The following is a 19,205-nucleotide window of genomic DNA, read 5'->3' as shown; positions in this document are numbered from 1 at the left end:
ATTAAAACTTTACGGAGGTCTCTAGTCCAAAGTAAGGTACGACCCACTCACGAGCCGTCGTCTTGTCTTTTTGCAGATACTTCGGAGAGATGTCTATAATGTTGTCGATAAAGAATGAGAGCCGGATGTGCTCGCCGAGTTGCTTCGTACCCTTAAAGCTCATACGTACAGAGATCGGCTTTATATTCGCCCGATAGTAGAGTTCATCGAGAGATCTATTGAGATAGCGCATCGGAGAGGAGAGGTCATTCATCTGTGCGATCTCCTTATCACCGACAGGTAGCTTGCGGCCATTCAGGTCCATCAGCTCATAGGGATAAGGGCTCTGCTCACGCCCATAGTAAGACTTGCTAAACCATATCACCTGAAAGAAATTGGTCAGTATCACCCCCCACTCGGGGATGTGCGTTGTAGCCCATAGATTGGTATTGACACGGTGGTAGTGACGATGATCCCCCTTGCCGTAGATACCTACGTAAGGGTACTTAACGTCGAACTCGATAATCTCCGGGCGGTACATAACGGGTATAGCAGAGGCGTATAGCGTGTGGTAGTAAGCACCATTGAGCTCAAACTGTGTACGGATAGCCTTAAAGTAAGGAGTCCGCAGACGGTACTCGACACCACGCTTCACCGTTCGCTCAGAGTTTTGCACCGTTGAGAGCGAGGTAAAGTCTTGGTAAAGGTCCTCGTAGAAGTCCTCCTTGACAGGTCTCTTACCCGCCGGGAGCGAGCCTCCGATAGGACGGCGGTAGGTAGGATAAGTGATCGGATAATAGGCTGGAGCGTAGGCGTACCCGCTATTCATATCCTCCTGAAAGAGCGTCACAGCGAGCGTATAGCGCTGATAAGAGAGATCTATGCCGATCTCCTTCTTTTCATTGCTCATAGCCCTTAGATTAGGGTTGGAGGGGTCGTGCTTGATCGCGTAAGTCATCAAGTGGTCTCTCTTAGGGTCGCTGTAGTAGGCATTAAGAGCGGAGAAGTATCGATAGACGTTGTCTGGATATAGGTAGTCTAGCGTAGGCAGCTTGTGAGCCACACCATATCCCAGGCGCACAGCCGTGGCAAAGCCCGAGGGTGCTGTATAGGTCCACGAGAGCTTGATGCGTGGATCGAGGAGTATCTCGTGTGCTAGACGATAGTTGTCCGGTAGGTTGAGCATCTGCGTGGCACGTAGCCCCACGTTGCCATCTATGCGGTGACGACCTAGTGAGACGTAGAGCCGATCCTCTAGGAAGAGTGCTATATTCGAGAGAGCTGGGATGGCATAGTTAGGGCGAACCCATATAAACGTATTGTCACCAGGATAAGGAGGGCGGGAAGGGTCTATGACTGCACCTCGGCCCCAGTTCTTAGCAATGGAGTAGTCGACACCATATAGTAGTGTCTGCTGCAGAGGAGCCAGCCAGGCCATAGGACTCTCACCCGATAGTGTGGTCTGAAGTGCTAAGGGCTGATTGTCCATCTTGTAGTAAGCATAGTAAGAGGTGGGGAGGAATTCACCCTCTTGTAGTCCCATCTCCCTACTGATAGGCATGACAGCGGGACCTCGCCCAGATAGATAGAGATACTTACGACTGAGGAGGTCGTAGGTATAGTCCACCGTCGATCTCCACGACAAAGTCCTGAGCCACGAGAGCTGAGGCGACCAGCGAGCATTAGCCACCAGTGTCGTGCGGTAGTACTCTGTATTGTATCGCTCATCTTGCTGCTCTACCAGCTCGTCCGTGCGGCTGTTTTGTATAGAGGCGGTCTGGTGTAGCGTGGCGGTCACGTCTAGCACACCTCCAGTATCACCCAGGTCTCTATGATAGGCGTAGGAGAGCTGCGCTGTAGCTCTTGTATAGCGCTCTAGGCGCTCTCTAGGATCACTTCGGTAGTCTACCACATCGCCACCAATGTGTAGACTGTTGTAACCCGTAGAGCCGAGAGCTATACCCTTGCCTATATAAGCGAGCTTGAAGAGCGGGTCTACCTTAGCACGCCCCTCCCAGGGCGTCACACCACGCTTAGGGTGTAGCTTGATCGCTCCACTACTTAGATTACCCTCGGAGGCGGAGCTAATACCCTGCTCTACCTCGACACGGTCGTAGTGATTGGTCGAGAGCGTACGCAGATCTATCCCCGAGTTGAGCGAGCTACGCCTCGTGACCACCCGATCTGGCAGATAGGTCGAGAAGCGACTCATACCAGTCAGCCCCTGCATCTGCACACGAGAGGCATCGTTAGTAATAGGAGCACCATCTATCATGATTGAGGTGCCGAGGGAGCTATTGTCGTCCTGTCCTACCTGACGATTGGTCACCCCCTTGAAGTCTCCTATGCCAGGCGTCGTAGTCACAGCACCTGGGAGCAGGAGCAAAATGTCTTTTATCGAGACTGGCTGTATGTTTTGCATAGCCTCCTGACCGATGACCACCTCGCTCTTGTCCTTACGGTAGGCACCCAGCACCTCCACCTCAGGAAGCTCAATGCTCAGCCTACGTAGGGAGATGTCAACCTGCTCTAGCCCCTGGACCGAGAGCGTGCGACTATATGGGGCGAAGCCGACACAGCGCACCACCAGTGTGTAGGTACCGCCCTGTCGGAGAGGCAGGGTAAAGCGACCATCAGCATCACAGACTACACCCTGATTGGTCTCGCTGATCCCTACTGTAGCCCACCCGATAGGAGCGTGGTCCTTAGCATTGCGTACACGTCCTGTGATGCCGATTGCTGGCGGAGGAGTCGTATACGACATGGCAAAGCTAAGCTCAGGTAGGAGCAAGAGCCAAAGCGTGATAAGAGTCAGTAGCGTATGTCTGTGTAGCATAGCCATAGTGAGACTGTTGCAAAAGTCAACAGTCTCACAATCTTGCTTGCAAGATTGTCCTGACTTTGCAGAAAGGATGAAGCGCAAGGCGCTGAGGGTGAGGTCTGAAGGGAGCATACCTCCGTATGTGACCGAAGCCGAATCCCGAAAGCAACGCAGCGATTCGCCTTTATGCAACAGTCTCATAGTGTGTGTGCGGTCAGTAAGGTTAGGTAGGGGGACGTATCTATGCACGCCCCCCTACGGTAGATAATTAAGATGTGATGGGCTTAGCGAGTCTCTTACTTCTTAGGATAAGCGTTTTGCCCCTGTACACGCTCATAGTCGTTGGTTGAGTCGTTAGTATCGATCCAATGAGTGCGACCATTGCGCATCTCGGTCTTGCGATGTGCTAGTTCCTGACGGTGACAGCCCGTCACGAAGAAGTTCCCCTTGTCTACCGTAATCGGTAGCGCACGCGTCTCGAACTGTCCTTCGCAACCCGTCTCCACGCCATCTAGGATAAGGTCTACAGGGATGGTGTAGTAGTTCTCCATTTCGCCCTTCTTATTAGTTACCTGCATGACATGATCCTTAAGGAACGCTCTTAGATCGCCCTCCACCTTGAAGAGGAGTGGTGGCCAAAAGCCTCTAGGATGTGCGATACCCGTACTAGAGAAGCAGTCTACGATGATATTCATATTGGGTACATCAGGATTGTCTGTATCTGTAATCTTGACTGTCTTACCATCTCTACCAGGAAGCTCTACATCTGGGAAGAGAAACTCAAAGTCAGCTCCTGAGAGGTCTACAGAGTTTGGCTTATCCTCCGTATGATGATTGATAGCCGTCGCAGCCACAATCTTGAACTCTCCAGGCTTGATCGGATACTCCTTACCACTACCTGGGAACTGATAGATGCCAGCCACGGGTAGCTCCTCTTTGTCTGCTAGATAATTAGCCCAGGGAGACTCCGGCATTGGGTTACCATGAGCTGTCACAGCGTAGCAGATACCATCGAGGTACTCGGTCTTCTCCCCATTGTTGACTATCATAAAGTACTGATCTGGGTGCATCATACGAGCATTGGTCTCGCCATTGAAGAAGATGTCACCGAAGATGAGCTGAGACTTTTCTGGCGTAGGAGCCTCACCTATCTGGACTGGTATGGAGAGCGTCATAGCATCGCTGACGACGACGTTTTCCTTAGCACCCACGAGCGTGCGGTGATCCACAGTCTCACCAGATACGGCAAAGCTATAGGTGCCCTTGTCGAGAGTAATCTCTACGGTACGGCTCTTCTTGTCGACCTCCGTCTCGCTCTTCTTGAGCGTGCGGCTGTCGGTGACAGTGAGCATGAGCTTGGCGAGCTCGACCTCCTTGTCTAGCCCCAGCTGCACAGTCACTTTGCACTGTGTACCTTTATTGGGCTCGGGGTTATTCGGATCTTCCTTACAGCCACCCAGTATGAGGGCGGAGAGTGCGATCAGCACTAGTGTGATTGATGTAATCTTAGGTATTCTCATTGTCTTAGGATTGATTTATTTGGTGCTTTATAAACTTCTAGATTCAGCGAGCATGTGCTCAAGTTAAGTCGTCACCCCACCGAAATCCTTTGCAAAGGTAGAGACCCTACAGACGCTCTACAACCCTATCTTTAGGTATTTTACAGCCTCTAGGATAGCTAAATAGATGGAGTGAGCCGCGCACAGTACAGGGGGGGTACAAACGACCGACAATTCACTCCCAATTGTAAGGTAATTACGAGGGCGTTGCAGGGCTGACACATTATATGTAATTATTGCTGTCTGGTGAAAGCTTTTTGAGGGAGTATCGAGTAGAGCGTTCTGCAGAAGTGAGCTAACTATCAGTACCACTTGGGTGAAACTAAAGTTTCATACGGGTGAAACTAAGTTTCATAGGTAGGAAACTAGAGTTTCATACCAGGGCTGACGCATTATAATAATGAGTTCATCCAAGCCCCGCTTGTCGCTCATGTGTAGCTCCTGCAAGAGCGATTATGATGCATCAGACCTGTCTGGGCAAAATTAGACGCCGGATCGCTACAATAATTTAGAACTGGCTACATATTGAGACGGCGCAGTGTCGGGGAAAAGTGATTCCCACGTGGATATTTCGAAATCCCCACGTGGAGAATAAAAAATTCCTCGGAGGAATGAAATGAAACTTCGGAGGAATGAAATGAAACTTCGGAAGAAATGATTCGCCTCCACGTGGAAAAAGAAAAATATCCACGTGGAGATTTGAGATTCCCCACGTGGATATTCGAGAAAGGAGGAAATCGAACGAATTTCCCCGTAAAGATATGTAAATAGGAATTAGAGGTTAGAGGTTAGAAGTTAGAGATTAGAAGCTAGAGATTAGAGATCCAATCACTCTGATAGCTCCGATGGTTCCGATAGCTAACAGCCAATAGCTAACAGCCAATCCATGGGTGGCACATTTATATATAGTGACCTCATCTATGCCTTGCTTGTCGCTATGTGTAGCTCCTGACAGAGCGATTATAATGCGTCAGCCCTGAGTTTCATACGAAGGAAACTATAGATTGGTCGAAATTGAGTTATTGCTGTCCGACAAAAGTTCGAGATAGCAGGTCTAGAAACATTTTTCACTCTAGAGCGTCGAAGCGTTGTAATTGTTGGAGCAAATTATTACCTTTGTCCTCGTAAGCGTAGACGCCCACGCAGAGACTCGCTGCTGGTGTACTCTACAAGGCATGCAAAAAACATAGACTACATATAGATGGACTCCAAGATTAAGGAACTCACCGACAAGATCTACCACGAAGGGGTAGAAAAGGGAAATCAAGAGGCTGCTCAGATCTTAGCCAAGGCTAAGCAGCAGAGCGACGAGATGGTCGCTACCGCACAGGCCGAGGCACAGCGCATCGTGAATGATGCCCAGCGTCAGGCAGCAGATCTAACTAAAAACACCCAAGCAGAGCTCAAGCTATACGCGGAGCAGGTGGTTAGCTCTACGCAGAGTACCATCGCAGACAGTCTGACCGATCGCATCGTACGCGACAATGTCAAGGCGATGACGACTGATGCAGACTTTATGCAGAAGTTGATGCTCGCCATCGTTCAGCAGTGGACGGTCGGTGAGCCGATGGTTATCGAGACTGCCAACGCCGAGGCACTGGAGAAGTATATGCTCGGCAATGCTAAGGCACTACTAGATAGCGGTCAGGTAACGATCCGCACGGGGTCGGCTCAGGGTGCTGGCTTTTCTGTAGCACCTGCCGATGGCTCGTACAAGGTCAACTTCGGTGAGGAGGAGTTTGTCAACTTCTTCAAGAGCTTCCTACGTCCTCGTCTCGTGGAGGAGCTTTTCTAAGCAAGCTATATATAAGGTATAGGTGAGGGGTGCCTAGAGACTCTCTACACGCCACTTAACTATGCGCTAGCGAAGATATTATGGCAAAGTACTACGCGACCATCGCAGGTCTGCCAAACATTGGAGTAGACGACCGCAAGCTACCGATACAGACGGATGCGCTGCAGGCGGAGCTACGACAGGAGCTCACCACGCGTGACAGACGCCTCCTAGACCTACTCCTCATGGAGCAGGAGATACCGCAGATCTTGGAGACGATCGATGCGTGGCTCTCGGACGACTCTATCCACTGGGAGGATGACCCCTCAGAGATCGAGCTGGAGCCTAAGGAGCCACTAGAGACGATCGATGCTCAGGAGCTGGCTGACTATATCATAGCTGTACAGCAGCGCACGAAGCGTCCCCGCACGAAGCACCTCCCCGACTTCATCAAGGAGTACATCGAGATGCGTCTCCCCGACCCCGAGCTGGAGGAGGAGCTAGAGGAGGAGCGAGCTGAGATGCGCGAGGAGCTGCAGCAAGCGGAGGAGCCCTACACGATCTGGCAGCTACGCCTAGAGCAGGACAAGCTCATGGCGATGTACTACGACTATCTGATGCATCAGAAGAATAGATTCGTAGCCGAGTGGGCGGAGTTCAACCTTAACATCAAGAACATCTTAGCCGCCTACACCAGTCGGCAGCTGGGCTTTGACCCTAAGGAGTATATCATCGGCGGAGGCACGCTGCAGCATCATCTGCGCACTTCGCAGGCTGCGGACTTTAGCATTACGGAGGAGCTATTTCCTCAGATACAGCAGTTGGTCAATATCAGTCGCGAGGAGGACATTGCTCGTCGCGAGCAGCTGATAGACCGGCTTCGCTGGGATTGGCTCGAGGAGCAGACCTTCTTCAAGCCCTTTGACATAGAGTATCTCCTAGCCTACTACCTAGAGCTGGAGATCCTAGAGCGCTGGGTATCACTCAACGAAGAGACGGGCGAGCAAGTCTTCCGTCAGATAGTCTCTCAGCTCAAACATGAGAGCACCACCTCGCTAGAGGAGTTCAAACGCAAACAAAAGAAATAATAGATACAATGACAAACGGTGTGGTAAAAGGAATCGTCTCTAACCTCGTCACGGTAGAGGTCGATGGTTCCGTATCGCAAAATGAAATATGCTACATCACCGTACGCGGGGTGGAGCTGATGAGCGAGGTGATCAAGGTGATCGGTGCAAGCGTATATGTACAGGTCTTCGAGAGTACTCGTGGTATGAAGGTGGGCGACAAGGTCTCTTTCACTGGGCACATGCTCGAAGTGACACTGGGACCAGGTATGCTCTCCAAGAACTATGATGGTCTGCAGCACGACCTAGACAAGATGGATGGTGTCTTCCTCAAGCGAGGTGACTACACCCACCCACTAGACACGACTAGGAAGTGGGACTTTACGCCTATTGCTAAGGCGGGCGACACGGTACAGGCTGGCTCGTGGCTGGGGCAGGTGGACGAAAATCACCAGCCGCACCGCATTATGGTACCCTTCGTCATGAAGGGGAGCTACACGGTCGAGAGTGTCAAGCCGGCGGGTCAGTACACTGTCGAGGAGACGATTGCTGTCATCGTGGACGCTGAGGGCAAGAAGCATGACATCACGATGATCCAGCGCTGGCCGGTCAAGGTGCCTATCCAGGTCTACAGTGAGAAGCCTCGTCCCTTTAAGCTTCTAGAGACGGGCGTACGAACCATTGACACGCTGAACCCAATCGTAGAGGGCGGTACGGGCTTTATCCCTGGTCCTTTTGGTACGGGTAAGACGGTCCTCCAGCATGCTATCTCTAAGCAGGCGGAGGCTGATATCGTCATCATGGCTGCCTGCGGTGAGCGTGCTAACGAGGTGGTGGAGATCTTTGCCGAGTTCCCAGAGCTCGAAGACCCACACACGGGCCGCAAGCTGATGGAGCGTACGATCATCATCGCTAACACCAGTAACATGCCAGTGGCTGCTCGTGAGGCTTCGGTCTACACCGCTATGACCATCGCTGAGTACTACCGCTCGATGGGTCTCCGTGTACTCCTCATGGCAGACTCGACCTCTCGCTGGGCACAGGCTCTGCGTGAGATGTCTAACCGTCTAGAGGAGTTGCCTGGACCAGACGCATTCCCGATGGACTTGTCGGCTATCGTGGCAAACTTCTACGCTCGTGCCGGCTTCGTCTATCTCAACAACGGCGAGACGGGCTCTGTGACCTTCATCGGTACGGTCTCTCCAGCAGGTGGTAACCTTAAGGAGCCTGTCACGGAAAATACGAAGAAGGTGGCTCGATGCTTCTATGCTCTAGAGCAGGAGCGCGCTGATAGTAAGCGTTACCCCGCTGTCAACCCGATCGACAGTTACTCTAAGTATATCGAGTACCCCGAGCTTAAGGAGTACATCACGGCAGACCTAGGCTCTGACTGGCTGGACAAGGTGAACGAGATCAAGACTCGCATGCAGCGTGGCAAGGAGATCGCAGAGCAGATCAACATCCTCGGTGATGATGGCGTACCCGTAGAGTACCACGTGACCTTCTGGAAGTCTGAGTTGATAGACTTTGTGATCCTACAGCAGGATGCCTTTGACGATATCGACTGCAACACGCCTCTAGAGCGTCAGAAGTATATGCTCGACAGAGTGATTAAGATCTGCCACACGGACTTGAACTTTGAGGACTTCAACGAGGTGAGCTCTTTCTTCAAGACACTCATCAACTACCTCAAGCAGATGAACTACTCGGAGTTTCAGAGTGAAGACTTCAAGAAGTATCAGCAGCAGTACGAGCAGCTGATCGAGCAGCAGTCTACGCACGCCACCTCTAATATCTAACCTCTAGCATCTAACGTCTCACAATGGCTACACAAGCTTTTCAAAAGATATATACACGCATCACCAACATTACCAAAGCTACCTGCATGCTTCACGCTACGGGAGTAGGTAATGACGAGCTAGCTACAATCGATGGCAAGCTCGCTCAGGTGGTTAGAATCAATGAAGACGAAGTAACTCTACAGGTCTTCGCAGGCACTGAGGGCATTCCAACCAATGCTGAGGTTATCTTCCTCGGCAAGGCTCCAGCTCTCAAGGTAAGTGACCAATTGGCTGGACGCTTCTTCAACGCTTACGGAGAGCCTATCGATGGCGGTCCACAGCTAGAGGGAGAGGATGTAGAGATCGGCGGGCCCTCGGTCAATCCTGTACGTCGTGACCAGCCCTCTGAGCTAATCGCCACTGGTATCGCAGGTATCGACCTCAACAATACACTCGTGACGGGACAGAAGATCCCATTCTTTGCGGACCCTGACCAACCTTTTAACGAAGTGATGGCACTCGTAGCACTTCGTGCCGAGAGCGACAAGATCATCCTCGGTGGTATGGGTCTGACGAACGATGACTACCTTTACTATAAGAAGACCTTTAGCAATGCGGGAGCTCTGGATCGTATCGTGAGCTTTATCAATACGACCGAAGACCCCTCTGTGGAGCGTCTACTGATCCCCGATATGGCTCTGTCGGCTGCTGAGTACTTTGCCGTGCAGAAGCATGAGAAGGTGCTGGTCCTCCTGACCGATATGACCAACTACGCTGATGCGCTCTCGATCGTCTCGAACCGTATGGACCAGATCCCTTCTAAGGACTCCATGCCAGGTTCACTCTACTCCGACTTGGCTAAGATCTATGAGAAGGCGGTGCAGTTCCCCGACGGCGGCTCCATCACGATCATCGCTGTGACGACCCTCTCGGGCGGCGACATCACGCACGCTGTGCCAGATAATACGGGTTACATCACCGAGGGTCAGCTCTATCTGCGTCGTGACTCCTCCATCGGTAAGGTGATCGTAGACCCCTTCCGCTCGCTCTCTCGTCTGAAGCAGCTAGTTATTGGCAAGAAGACACGCGAAGACCACCCGCAGGTGATGAATGCAGGCGTACGTCTCTATGCCGATGCGGCCAATGCTCAGACCAAGCTGGAAAACGGCTTTGACCTGACAGACTACGACCAGCGTACGCTAGACTTCGCTAAGGACTATGCCAACGACCTCCTAGCTATCGACGTCAACCTCAACACGACCGAGATGCTCGACCATGCGTGGAGTCTCTTTGCCAAGTACTTCACACCCGCTGAGGTGAGCATACGTCAGAGTCTTGTGGATAAGTATTGGCCTACAGATAGTAAGGTCGACAAAGCTTAGGGAGAGAGATGGCGATCAAGTTTCAGTACAACAAGACCTCGCTACAGCAGCAGCAGAAACAGCTTAAGATGCGAGAGCGCACCCTGCCCACGATCAAGAGCAAGGAGAGCGCCCTGCGTCTAGAGGTCAAGAAAGCTCGCCGTGAGATAGATGCTCTCAATGAGCAGCTAGAGCAGGGCATACAGGGTTACCAGGATATGGTGGCTCTGTGGGACGAGTTTGACCCTACGCTAGTCAGCGTCACCGATGTCAAGCTATCGACAAAGAAGATAGCCGGAGTCATCGTCCCTGTGCTAGACAATATAGACTACGAGGTGAAGCCTTTTAGCCTCTTTAGCCATCCCTCCTGGTTTGCTCAGGGCGTCGAGCTACTCAAGGCACTAGCCACGCTGGGCATCGAGGCAGAGTTTCTCAATCTCAAGCTAGAGTATCTCGAGTATGCTCGTCGTAAGACTACGCAAAAGGTCAACCTCTTTGAGAAGGTTCAGATCCCCGGCTACAAAGACGCTATACTCAAGATCAAGCGTTATCTAGAGGATGAGGAGAGTCTCTCCAAAGCTTCGCAAAAGATCATGCGCACCAATCTAGAGATTCGTGCTGCCAAACAAAAAGAGCGACTAGCACAATGATAGAGAAAATAGATAAGTACCTCTTCCTAGTCTATCACCAAGACTACGACAGCTTCCTCCTCAAGCTACGCGACCTAGGGGTCGTGCATATTAAGGAGAACAAGCCGACCAGTGAGAGCGAACAGATCAAAGAGATCGTTGTGGCGCGTCGTCATCTGTCAGACCTCATCCGCACACTCTCTCGCAAGCGCTCTGAGGAGCAGCCCATCGGCGCTCCCCGCAAGCCCGCTAGCACAGAGGAGGGCGAGGCACTCCTACAGCAGATCGAGGCGCTCCTAGAGGATCGTCGCCAGATAGCCTCTCAGATCGAGAGCCAACAGCGGGAGAATGACTACTGGGAGCCGTGGGGCGAGTATGACGTCCAGCAACTAGAGCGACTCCAGCAAGCGGGTTACCCCATCCGCTTCTACATCATCCCCACAGCTCAGTACCAAGAGCACTGGGAGGAGGAGCACAACGCCATCATCATCGACACCCGACGCTCGCATCACTACTTCATCACCGTCGGTGACAAGAGTACAGAGCGCATCGAGGCGGAGCAGATCAAAGCTCCGACCCACACCGCCTGCGAACTGGCCGAGCGACTAGCCTCTTTCGAGCAGCGTGCCGAGCAGATTGAGACCGAAATACAGGAGTTTATCGATCAGCACCTAGAGGACTTGCAGGGCTACGACCTCCTCCTCCAGGACAAGTATCAGATGAGCAACGCCTTCCTACAGGCTACTGGCGAGGCGGATGACAAAGTCATGCTCCTCGAGGGGTGGATACCGAACAAGATCGTCCCCGAGGTGCGACAAGAGCTAGATCAGCTACCCTGTTACTATGCTGAGCAGGAGATACTCGATGAGGACAAGATCCCCATCAAGCTCCAGAACAACCGCTTCAGTCGACTCTTCGAGCCGATCACGCGGATGTACTCCCTGCCCAACTACTCGGAGCTCGACTCGACGCCACTCTTTGCCCCCTTCTTCATGCTCTTCTTCAGCTTATGCTTTGGAGATGCAGGCTATGGACTCGTCATCTTCCTTTTGGCGACCATCTTCAAGCGCAAGGTCAAGGGGCAATCGACTAAAGACATTTGCTCTCTAGCGCAGTGGCTCGGAGGCACCACCGTCGTGGTCGGTTCGCTACTCGGCACCGTCTTCGGTATGGTCATGCCATGGGCCAACGATGGCTCCGTACTAGGTAGCGTCCGCAACGACTACTTCCTCAATCAGGACAACCTCATGCTCCTCTCGGTCGTGCTGGGTATCATTCAGATCCTCTTTGCTAAGACCGTGGCAGCCGTCAAGATACAGAAGCAGCGAGGTCTCAAGTATGCACTCTCTTCGTACGCTTGGGTCATCGTCATCTTTGCCCTCATCATGGCCGTGGCACTGCCGATGGCTGCGACAGGGATACCGAGCTACGTCACCAACATATTCTACGGACTGGCGATAGCTGCAGGACTCGTTGTGGTCTTCTACAACAGCCCTGGCAAAAACATCTTCCTCAACATCGGCTCCTCACTCTGGGCAAGCTACAATACCGCCTCGGGACTACTCGGAGACACGCTCTCCTACATCCGTCTCTTTGCGATTGGACTGACGAGTGGCGTGCTGGGAGGTGTCTTCAACAACCTAGCGGTCTCTATGTCTGAGGGACTTCCCGTCGGGCTTAACTGGCTCGTGATGGTCTTCATCCTACTCTTCGGACATGGGCTCAACTTCGGACTAGCTATCATCAGCTCGCTCGTACACCCGCTGCGTCTCACCTTTGTGGAGTACTACAAGAACAGCGAGTTCGAGGGTGGTGGTAAGCCTTACACCCCCTTTAAGGTCAACTAAACAAGCAATAATCAAATCAATAACAGATATACATAACATGAACGAACTAATTGCATACGGAGGCGTAGCCCTCATGGTCATCCTAACGGGTATCGGCTCCTCTATCGGAGTTACCATCGCAGGTAATGCGACCATCGGATCTATGAAAAAGAACCCCGATGCCCTCGGTCAGTACATCGGACTCTCCGCTCTACCCTCTTCTCAGGGTCTGTACGGCTTCGTCGGCTTCTTTATGGCCAACACCCTCATCAAGGATCTTCTCACCGCTGGTGCACTCGGTGCTGGTGCTGCGTGGGCTATCTTTGCCGCTGGGCTCAGCCTAGGTGTAGTAGGTCTCTACTCAGCCATCCGTCAGTCTCAGGTCTGCGCCAATGGTATCAAGGGTATCGGTGCTGGCAACAACCTCTTCGGAGCAACGATGGTCATGGCCGTCTTCCCTGAGCTGTACGCCATCCTAGCGCTACTCGTATCGATCCTAACCTTCGGTGTCGTCAGAGGTCTATTCCTCGCTGCATAGAGACACCTAGACAGAGTCCCCGTTGCTTTAGCGACATACTCTATACATAGGGGCTACTAGATAGCCCCAACCAACTATCGGACAAGTCCCCGGCAGAGCTAGCTCTGTCGGGGACTTGTCTTATGCGACTGTTGCAGAAGTCAACAGTCGCACAATCTTGCTTGCAAGATTGTCCTGACTTTGCAGAAAGGATGAAGCGCAAGGGCACTAAGGGTAAGATCTGCAGGGAGCATACCTCCGTATGTGACCGAAGCCGAATCCCGAAAGCAACACAGCGATTCGCCTTTATGCAACAGTCTCCTTATTTCTATCGCCCACAAAGCTCAATACCAGCTCTCCGCTCCGCCAATCTCACACGTGGCGATGCGCCCCGCCTACAGTTTTCCAAAAACTTTCCAGCCTTGGAAAGTTAGTTTTCCAACGTAGGAAACTTTCCGTTCCTCCGTTGGAACTGTTTTTGGAACTCGTATATACTACAGAGTCAGCACGATACGAATAGCCCTTTGTAGGGACGCTCGATCTGAGCGTCCGTCCCCGTTAAAACCACGACGCTGTGACCTTTGATGCAACGGACGCACACACCTACGACTCCTGTAGGGACGCTCGATCTGAGCGTCCGTCCCCGTTAAAACCACGACGCTGTGACCTTTGATGCAACGGACGCACACACCTACGACTCCTGTAGGGACGCTCGATCTGAGCGTCCGTCCCCGTTAAAACCACGACGCTGTGACCTTTGATGCAACGGGGCTGTGTCAATAGTCCATTTGTCGTTTGAGAGAGGGGGGAGGCTGGGAATTTTGTTAAGCAGCGATGCTGAAGACGTTTTTCGACAAGTAGGGCTTGAAGTGTGTAAAAGTGATCGTCTCGGAGCGCTCAACGCCCTCTTTGCCTCTCGAAGTGGCGTCTTGAGAGGGTAAAGGGTCATTTTCTTGCGTTTTCTTGAGTTGGGCAGCCACTTTTTTGAGATTGAAGGCTATGGCGAAAAAGGCAAAGTCCATCAGAACTTTGTCTTGACCGAAGTGACGGAAGCGCCGATAGTGCATGTTGTTTTTCATCTGTCCAAAGACTGACTCGGGTTCCACAGATCGTCGCTTTCGATGCTTGATGCCTTTATCTGAGGTGAGCAGTGTACGAGCTTTTTGCTTGTAGCTGTTAAGGCGATGGTTCACGCTGATCTTGCGCCTATCTTCTTTTCCTTTGTAGCATTGACTTCGTAATGGGCAACCTCTACAGTTTTTTGCTTCGTAGATAGAGCTCTCTGAAGTATAGCCCGTGCTGGTCTTTGTGGTCGTAGTCTCACGGAACTCTAGATGCTGTCCCATCGGGCAGACGTAATAGTTTTCCTGAGCGTTGTAGTATAAATGCTCTGGGAGAAAGGGGTTGTTTTTGTAGCGTGGACGCTGCTCTTGATGAAAGTAATTGTACTTGACGTAAGCATCCATTTCAGACTCGTCCATAAAGCGGTAGTTCTCCTCTGAACCATAGCCTGCATCAGCTACAACCGTGGTCGGCAGATGATCGTAACGCTCTTGAAAGCTTTCTACAAATGGTATGAGAGTACAGGTGTCCGAGGGGTTGGGAAAGAGAGCATAGTCTGTGATAATTTGGTTTTCTGTAGCAATCTGTAGGTTGTACCCAGGCTTAGCGAGACCTTTACCTTTGGCGTCTTCTTTCATACGCATAAAAGTCGCATCGGGGTCAGTCTTAGACATAGAGTTGCGCTTGCCTAGTTGGTCGAGACGTTGGTCGTACTCAGCTAGCTTGTCTCGGTGCTCCTCTAAGGTTTTAATCTGCTTTTTGCGCTTTCTATGTTCGGCTTTCGCCTCTTTGGTTTCAGGAGCGGGTTCCTTGTCAAGAGCTTCCTTGAGCTCCTCCACGATAGAGGTCAGCTCAGTCGGAGTAAACTCTACGACCTCTGGCTTGGCTTGCTGATCCTGGATGATGACATCATCGACTTGTTGCAGTAGGACACGCAACTTCTCCATCAGGTTTGACCGATAGCGCTCTACGTTCTTTCGCCAAACGAAGGTGTATTTGTTTGCCTTAGACTCGATCTTTGTCCCATCGATATACTCAACATCTAAAGAGATCAGACCTCTCTCTGCTAGTAGGAGTACCAGTTGTGTAAAGATCTCATTGATCTCTCGCTTGACACGATTGCGAAAGCGATTGATCGTGACGAAGTCAGGCTTCTCACCACCAGCGAGCCAGATGAAATGCGTATCTCTGAGGAGGCGCTTTTCCATCTCACGGCAGGAGTATACATTGTTCATATAGGCGTAGATGATCACCTTGAGCATCATCTTAGGGTGATAGGGGCTGCGACCCATCGTGTAGTAAAGTTTTTTGAATGGCTCTAAATCCAAACCATCCACAATAGCACTGATGAAACGCACAGGATCATCCTCGGCAATGTCCTTGTCGACTCTTTCTGGGAAAAGGACTATCTGATTCTGTATATAGGGTCGGAAGTGTCGTTTTTCCATTAGTTAGGAACCTCTCGTTTATTCTGCTAAGTTACTAAAAACTAACTAGATAAGCAAGTGTTTAGCTCTAAAATAAACACCGAAAGATGCAAGATCCTCTGTCTTTTACTTTCTGCTGGGGGAGAGACTTTTGACACAGCCCCCTACACGGCAACGTCTCGCTGTACTACGATGGACGCCCTTTCGCTAAACACGAACCGTGCGTCCCCTACAAAGGGCTACACGTCTCGCGTTGACACAATGAGCGTCTTGAGATGTGCGTCCGTACTAGCGGATTACTCGTAAGATCGCTCACTGATAGTAAGGCATAGTCTGGGAAATTCGTATATTTGCAAGTGGTTAGGTACACTTTTTCCTCGAAAATCAAGCGGATTTTCCAAAAATAGCACTGTAACCAACTGAAATTCAGCACGTCTTAAATTTAGCTCTCGCAGAGCATCTTCCATTAGAACAAGGATTAAGACACAAACTACCTCATCATCTGGGAAGTTTTTTTTATAAACTCGCAGAGCATCTTCCATTAGAACAAGGATTAAGACAGCTGGTTTTCAAGCTTCTCCGCTAATTTGGAAACACTCGCAGAGCATCTTCCATTAGAACAAGGATTAAGACCACAACGCAATTTGCGCTGTAATCAATTTCCTTTGCGCTCGCAGAGCATCTTCCATTAGAACAAGGATTAAGACTCTTCTAAGAGAAGATCCCCTGAAAATACGTAGGACTCGCAGAGCATCTTCCATTAGAACAAGGATTAAGACTTCAGATGCGGAGTACACTTGCGTATGCGCTCGGTACCTCGCAGAGCATCTTCCATTAGAACAAGGATTAAGACGCTAATCTGTTCTGTTGTTTCCATATTCTTATTCGCTCTCACAGAGCATCTTCCATTAGAACAAGGATTAAGACGTCTTGGGGGACTTAATAACCTCCAATGGCTTATTGCTCGCAGAGCATCTTCCATTAGAACAAGGATTAAGACACTGTTTGTCTCGTATATTACGTACTCGATATAGTCCTCGCAGAGCATCTTCCATTAGAACAAGGATTAAGACATATTGAGTTGCGCCTTTAGCTCATCTAGTGTACTCCCGCAGAGCATCTTCCATTAGAACAAGGATTAAGTTCCCCTGAATGATCATCTAGGGGGGGATGATATGCCCGTCATACCAAATCGAGTAGGTCGGGAAACGAAAGTTTTCTGACCTACTTTCGTTTCCTTTCCTCTCACACCACCGTACGTGCCGTTCGGCATACGGCGGTTTAATTCGTTTTCAAAGAGTGGCTAATCATGTTCGATTAGTTTCATCTTCCGTCTCTCTTAATTTCCGTTTCCAATGCATACGTGCTTAGCTCTATGTGGGCGCTCGCATTGACGTTTTGAACGTTGCCACTCGTCAGCAAAGACATCGGAACATACATTCTTGATTAACGTTACGAATTATTCGGTCCTTCGCCTTGTTCTGCACGAGAACGGCTACTTCGACCTCTGCTGACTCCTCGGTATTCGTTGTTACTATCCTTAATGGACTACCGGGGCCTCACGGGATAAGCCATACATCTTTCATCGTTTACCTGCCTAATTTACGCATCAAGGTTACGGTTGCCTTTGGGAACTTCACTGCCTTCGGCCAGCTTGTCCGCTTGATACGCCTTAGTATTAGGTTTCTGTTCGTCAGGCCACGATTTCGCTATTGCTTCTTCTCTCCCAAGGGTCGCCCCTTGAAACTTGCAAGTCGCTATGGGGTTCGTTGGCAACTACGCCCCGAGTGGACTTTCACCACAGATGTATGACATGCCCGTCATACAGAAGAAGCCTGTTGGCAAAGTCAACAGGCTCCAAAAAGGTAGCACCACTCCTATATATGGGGGGGATTGATCAAAAGAATAGCGTATTACGCTGATGGGTGATGATATCTATATCTATTTGCTGTCCGATTACGTGCATCAAGTTGATTTGATCAGTCGATACTGGGCAGACGATGATGCTGTCATGATTGTCATAGAGCGACTGCACCTCTGCTAGATCCACTTTGATCTGGTCGTAGAGTGATTTGTCGAGGTCTGCGAGAAAGATGGATCGCTGTATGCGTGTGCAACCCTTGCCTATTAAGTACTTGGCGACAAGACGGCGTACCTTGTCACTCTCTATATCATACATTACGAAAAAGATCATACTTGTCGCAGGTCTTGAGGGTTTGGTTGCTATACCTAGTAGAGAGACTATGCGACTCTCTAGAGTTGCCAGGGGATCCAGTCCCTCGATGTGGCGATTGGGGTTTGGCGAGTTTTGTAGTCCTGATCGTGCGAGCTTGCGTAGTGCTTCTATGGGAGAGATCGGTGAACGTGGCTTGCGCATAACAAATCTTCGATGCTTAATGGGTGTCTATAAAGCTACGCAAGAGCTCTGCGACTAAATCGTTGAGCTCACTATTGGTGCCACGCCTCGGTGAGATGACCACACTAAATCCTCGTTTACCATAGAAGAGGTTAACCTCAGCCTGCTTTAAGCCCAAAGAGACTCGCAGCTTCTTACCATACTGTATGTTTATCACTTCGGAGACCCGTAGACCCGTCTCCTCTATATAACTTTTGATATCATCGATGAGATCATTGAGTATGGCTGGCACCACTACGGGTTGTGGCTCCAAAGGTTTAGCCTGCTTAGGGTTGAGTCTCTGTCTGATCTGCTCCATAACTGCAGTGTCAGGATCTTTCGGCTGATGCGTCTTTGTTTTTGCTTTTTCGGGTTGAGTATCAGTAGCAAGCGTATGCCTTAAATCGGAGATAGCCACGGGATTGGACAAATCGACAAGGGCTTCAAAATCTACGACATCACAGTCTGCATTAAAGTAAGCCTCGGGGTCCATACTGATGAAGCACGCTCTAGTCACATCAGAGGTCTTAGCATCAATCACCTGCTGTAAGTCGTATCTCAAGGAAAAGTCTCGAATAAAAGCTTTGTAGCATATCGTGTATAGCCCCGCATCGTAGCATCTCTCTTTGAGGCGAAACATCACCTTGAGACCATCCTCGCTAGGTGATGCAAAGCACATCATAACCTGTGGATCTGATTGAATACGCTGACGCAAGGATGTGAGCGACAACCCCTTGGATGCTATATGGTCTATATCTACAATGAAAGTCTCTGTATAGGCAAAGTGATCTTTGCAGCGATAAGGTGGCGCAAAGACTCCACAGACAAAATATGGGAGCCGTCGCTTTAGGTTCGCATATTGCTTGACATCTATGGAGTAGATAATCCGCAGTTGCTGTATGCGAGCTACAATCTCTGGCTTAGGATGACGCAAACTATGGAAGATACGCTCCTCCTCCACCTTTCTGAGTTCATCTGCAGGAGACTGAATATTGGTGCCGTACATA

12 protein-coding genes and 1 CRISPR repeat array are annotated in these 19,205 nt (G+C 50.6%); of the genes, 7 read left to right on the top strand and 5 right to left on the bottom strand.

Annotation, left to right across the window (positions count from 1 at the left end; translation table 11 throughout):
• Nucleotide 1 precedes the first annotated feature (1 nt).
• Both Q2J34_RS07780 and Q2J34_RS07775 read right to left on the bottom strand, forming a co-directional pair.
• A complete protein-coding gene (locus tag Q2J34_RS07780) occupies nt 2-2,821 on the bottom strand; it encodes a TonB-dependent receptor (RefSeq protein ID WP_300969811.1) in 2,820 nt (939 codons plus the stop codon).
• Nucleotides 2,822-3,096: 275 nt separating this feature from the next.
• Complete coding sequence (locus Q2J34_RS07775) at nt 3,097-4,320, bottom strand: DUF4876 domain-containing protein (protein ID WP_298887612.1); 1,224 nt, start codon at nt 4,318-4,320, stop codon at nt 3,097-3,099.
• Between the two features lie 1,240 nt (nt 4,321-5,560).
• Between Q2J34_RS07775 and Q2J34_RS07770 the strand changes: the two genes are divergently transcribed.
• The 7 genes from Q2J34_RS07770 (at nt 5,561) to Q2J34_RS07740 (ending at nt 13,335) form a co-directional block, all read left to right on the top strand.
• A complete protein-coding gene (locus tag Q2J34_RS07770) occupies nt 5,561-6,154 on the top strand; it encodes a hypothetical protein (RefSeq protein WP_293964851.1) in 594 nt (197 codons plus the stop codon).
• A gap of 80 nt (nt 6,155-6,234) precedes the next feature.
• On the top strand, nt 6,235-7,221 hold the full coding sequence (locus Q2J34_RS07765) for a DUF2764 family protein (protein WP_300969809.1): 987 nt from the start codon (nt 6,235-6,237) through the stop codon (nt 7,219-7,221).
• 8 nt (nt 7,222-7,229) lie between these two features.
• Nucleotides 7,230-8,999, top strand: coding sequence for a V-type ATP synthase subunit A (locus Q2J34_RS07760; protein ID WP_300969807.1), 1,770 nt, complete (start codon nt 7,230-7,232; stop codon nt 8,997-8,999).
• Nucleotides 9,000-9,022: 23 nt separating this feature from the next.
• Nucleotides 9,023-10,363 (top strand): V-type ATP synthase subunit B, encoded by a 1,341-nt coding sequence (locus Q2J34_RS07755; protein WP_007365952.1) that lies wholly within the window; start codon nt 9,023-9,025, stop codon nt 10,361-10,363.
• Between the two features lie 8 nt (nt 10,364-10,371).
• Entirely contained in the window at nt 10,372-10,992 is a 621-nt protein-coding gene (locus tag Q2J34_RS07750; protein ID WP_297173865.1) for a V-type ATP synthase subunit D, read from the top strand.
• Nucleotides 10,989-12,818: a V-type ATP synthase subunit I gene (locus Q2J34_RS07745; RefSeq protein ID WP_300969803.1), complete on the top strand. Its 1,830-nt coding sequence runs from the start codon at nt 10,989-10,991 to the stop codon at nt 12,816-12,818. The genes Q2J34_RS07750 and Q2J34_RS07745 overlap by 4 nt, the downstream gene beginning before the upstream one ends.
• Before the next feature lie 37 nt (nt 12,819-12,855).
• Complete coding sequence (locus Q2J34_RS07740) at nt 12,856-13,335, top strand: ATPase (protein WP_293964855.1); 480 nt, start codon at nt 12,856-12,858, stop codon at nt 13,333-13,335.
• An 803-nt stretch (nt 13,336-14,138) separates the two neighbouring features.
• Here Q2J34_RS07740 and Q2J34_RS07735 read toward each other — a convergent pair.
• The 3 genes from Q2J34_RS07735 to Q2J34_RS07725 form a co-directional block, all read right to left on the bottom strand.
• Nucleotides 14,139-15,824 carry an IS1182 family transposase gene (locus Q2J34_RS07735; RefSeq protein ID WP_300969006.1) on the bottom strand — a complete coding sequence of 562 codons (1,686 nt, stop codon included), beginning with the start codon at nt 15,822-15,824 and terminating at the stop codon, nt 14,139-14,141.
• Between the two features lie 427 nt (nt 15,825-16,251).
• A CRISPR array of direct repeats spans nt 16,252-16,948; the repeat unit is 37 nt; unit sequence CTCGCAGAGCATCTTCCATTAGAACAAGGATTAAGAC.
• A gap of 752 nt (nt 16,949-17,700) precedes the next feature.
• A complete protein-coding gene (gene cas2 / locus Q2J34_RS07730; RefSeq protein ID WP_298887935.1) occupies nt 17,701-17,997 on the bottom strand; it encodes a CRISPR-associated endonuclease Cas2 in 297 nt (98 codons plus the stop codon).
• Between the two features lie 199 nt (nt 17,998-18,196).
• Complete coding sequence (locus Q2J34_RS07725; RefSeq protein ID WP_306424756.1) at nt 18,197-19,204, bottom strand: CRISPR-associated primase-polymerase type B; 1,008 nt, start codon at nt 19,202-19,204, stop codon at nt 18,197-18,199.
• Between the last annotated feature and the right edge of the window lies 1 nt (nt 19,205).

The organism is Porphyromonas vaginalis (genome assembly GCF_958301595.1).
Taxonomy (GTDB): domain Bacteria; phylum Bacteroidota; class Bacteroidia; order Bacteroidales; family Porphyromonadaceae; genus Porphyromonas; species Porphyromonas vaginalis.
The sequence above is the reverse complement of the archived record's forward strand: the minus strand, read 5'-3'. Positions and strand labels throughout refer to the sequence as shown.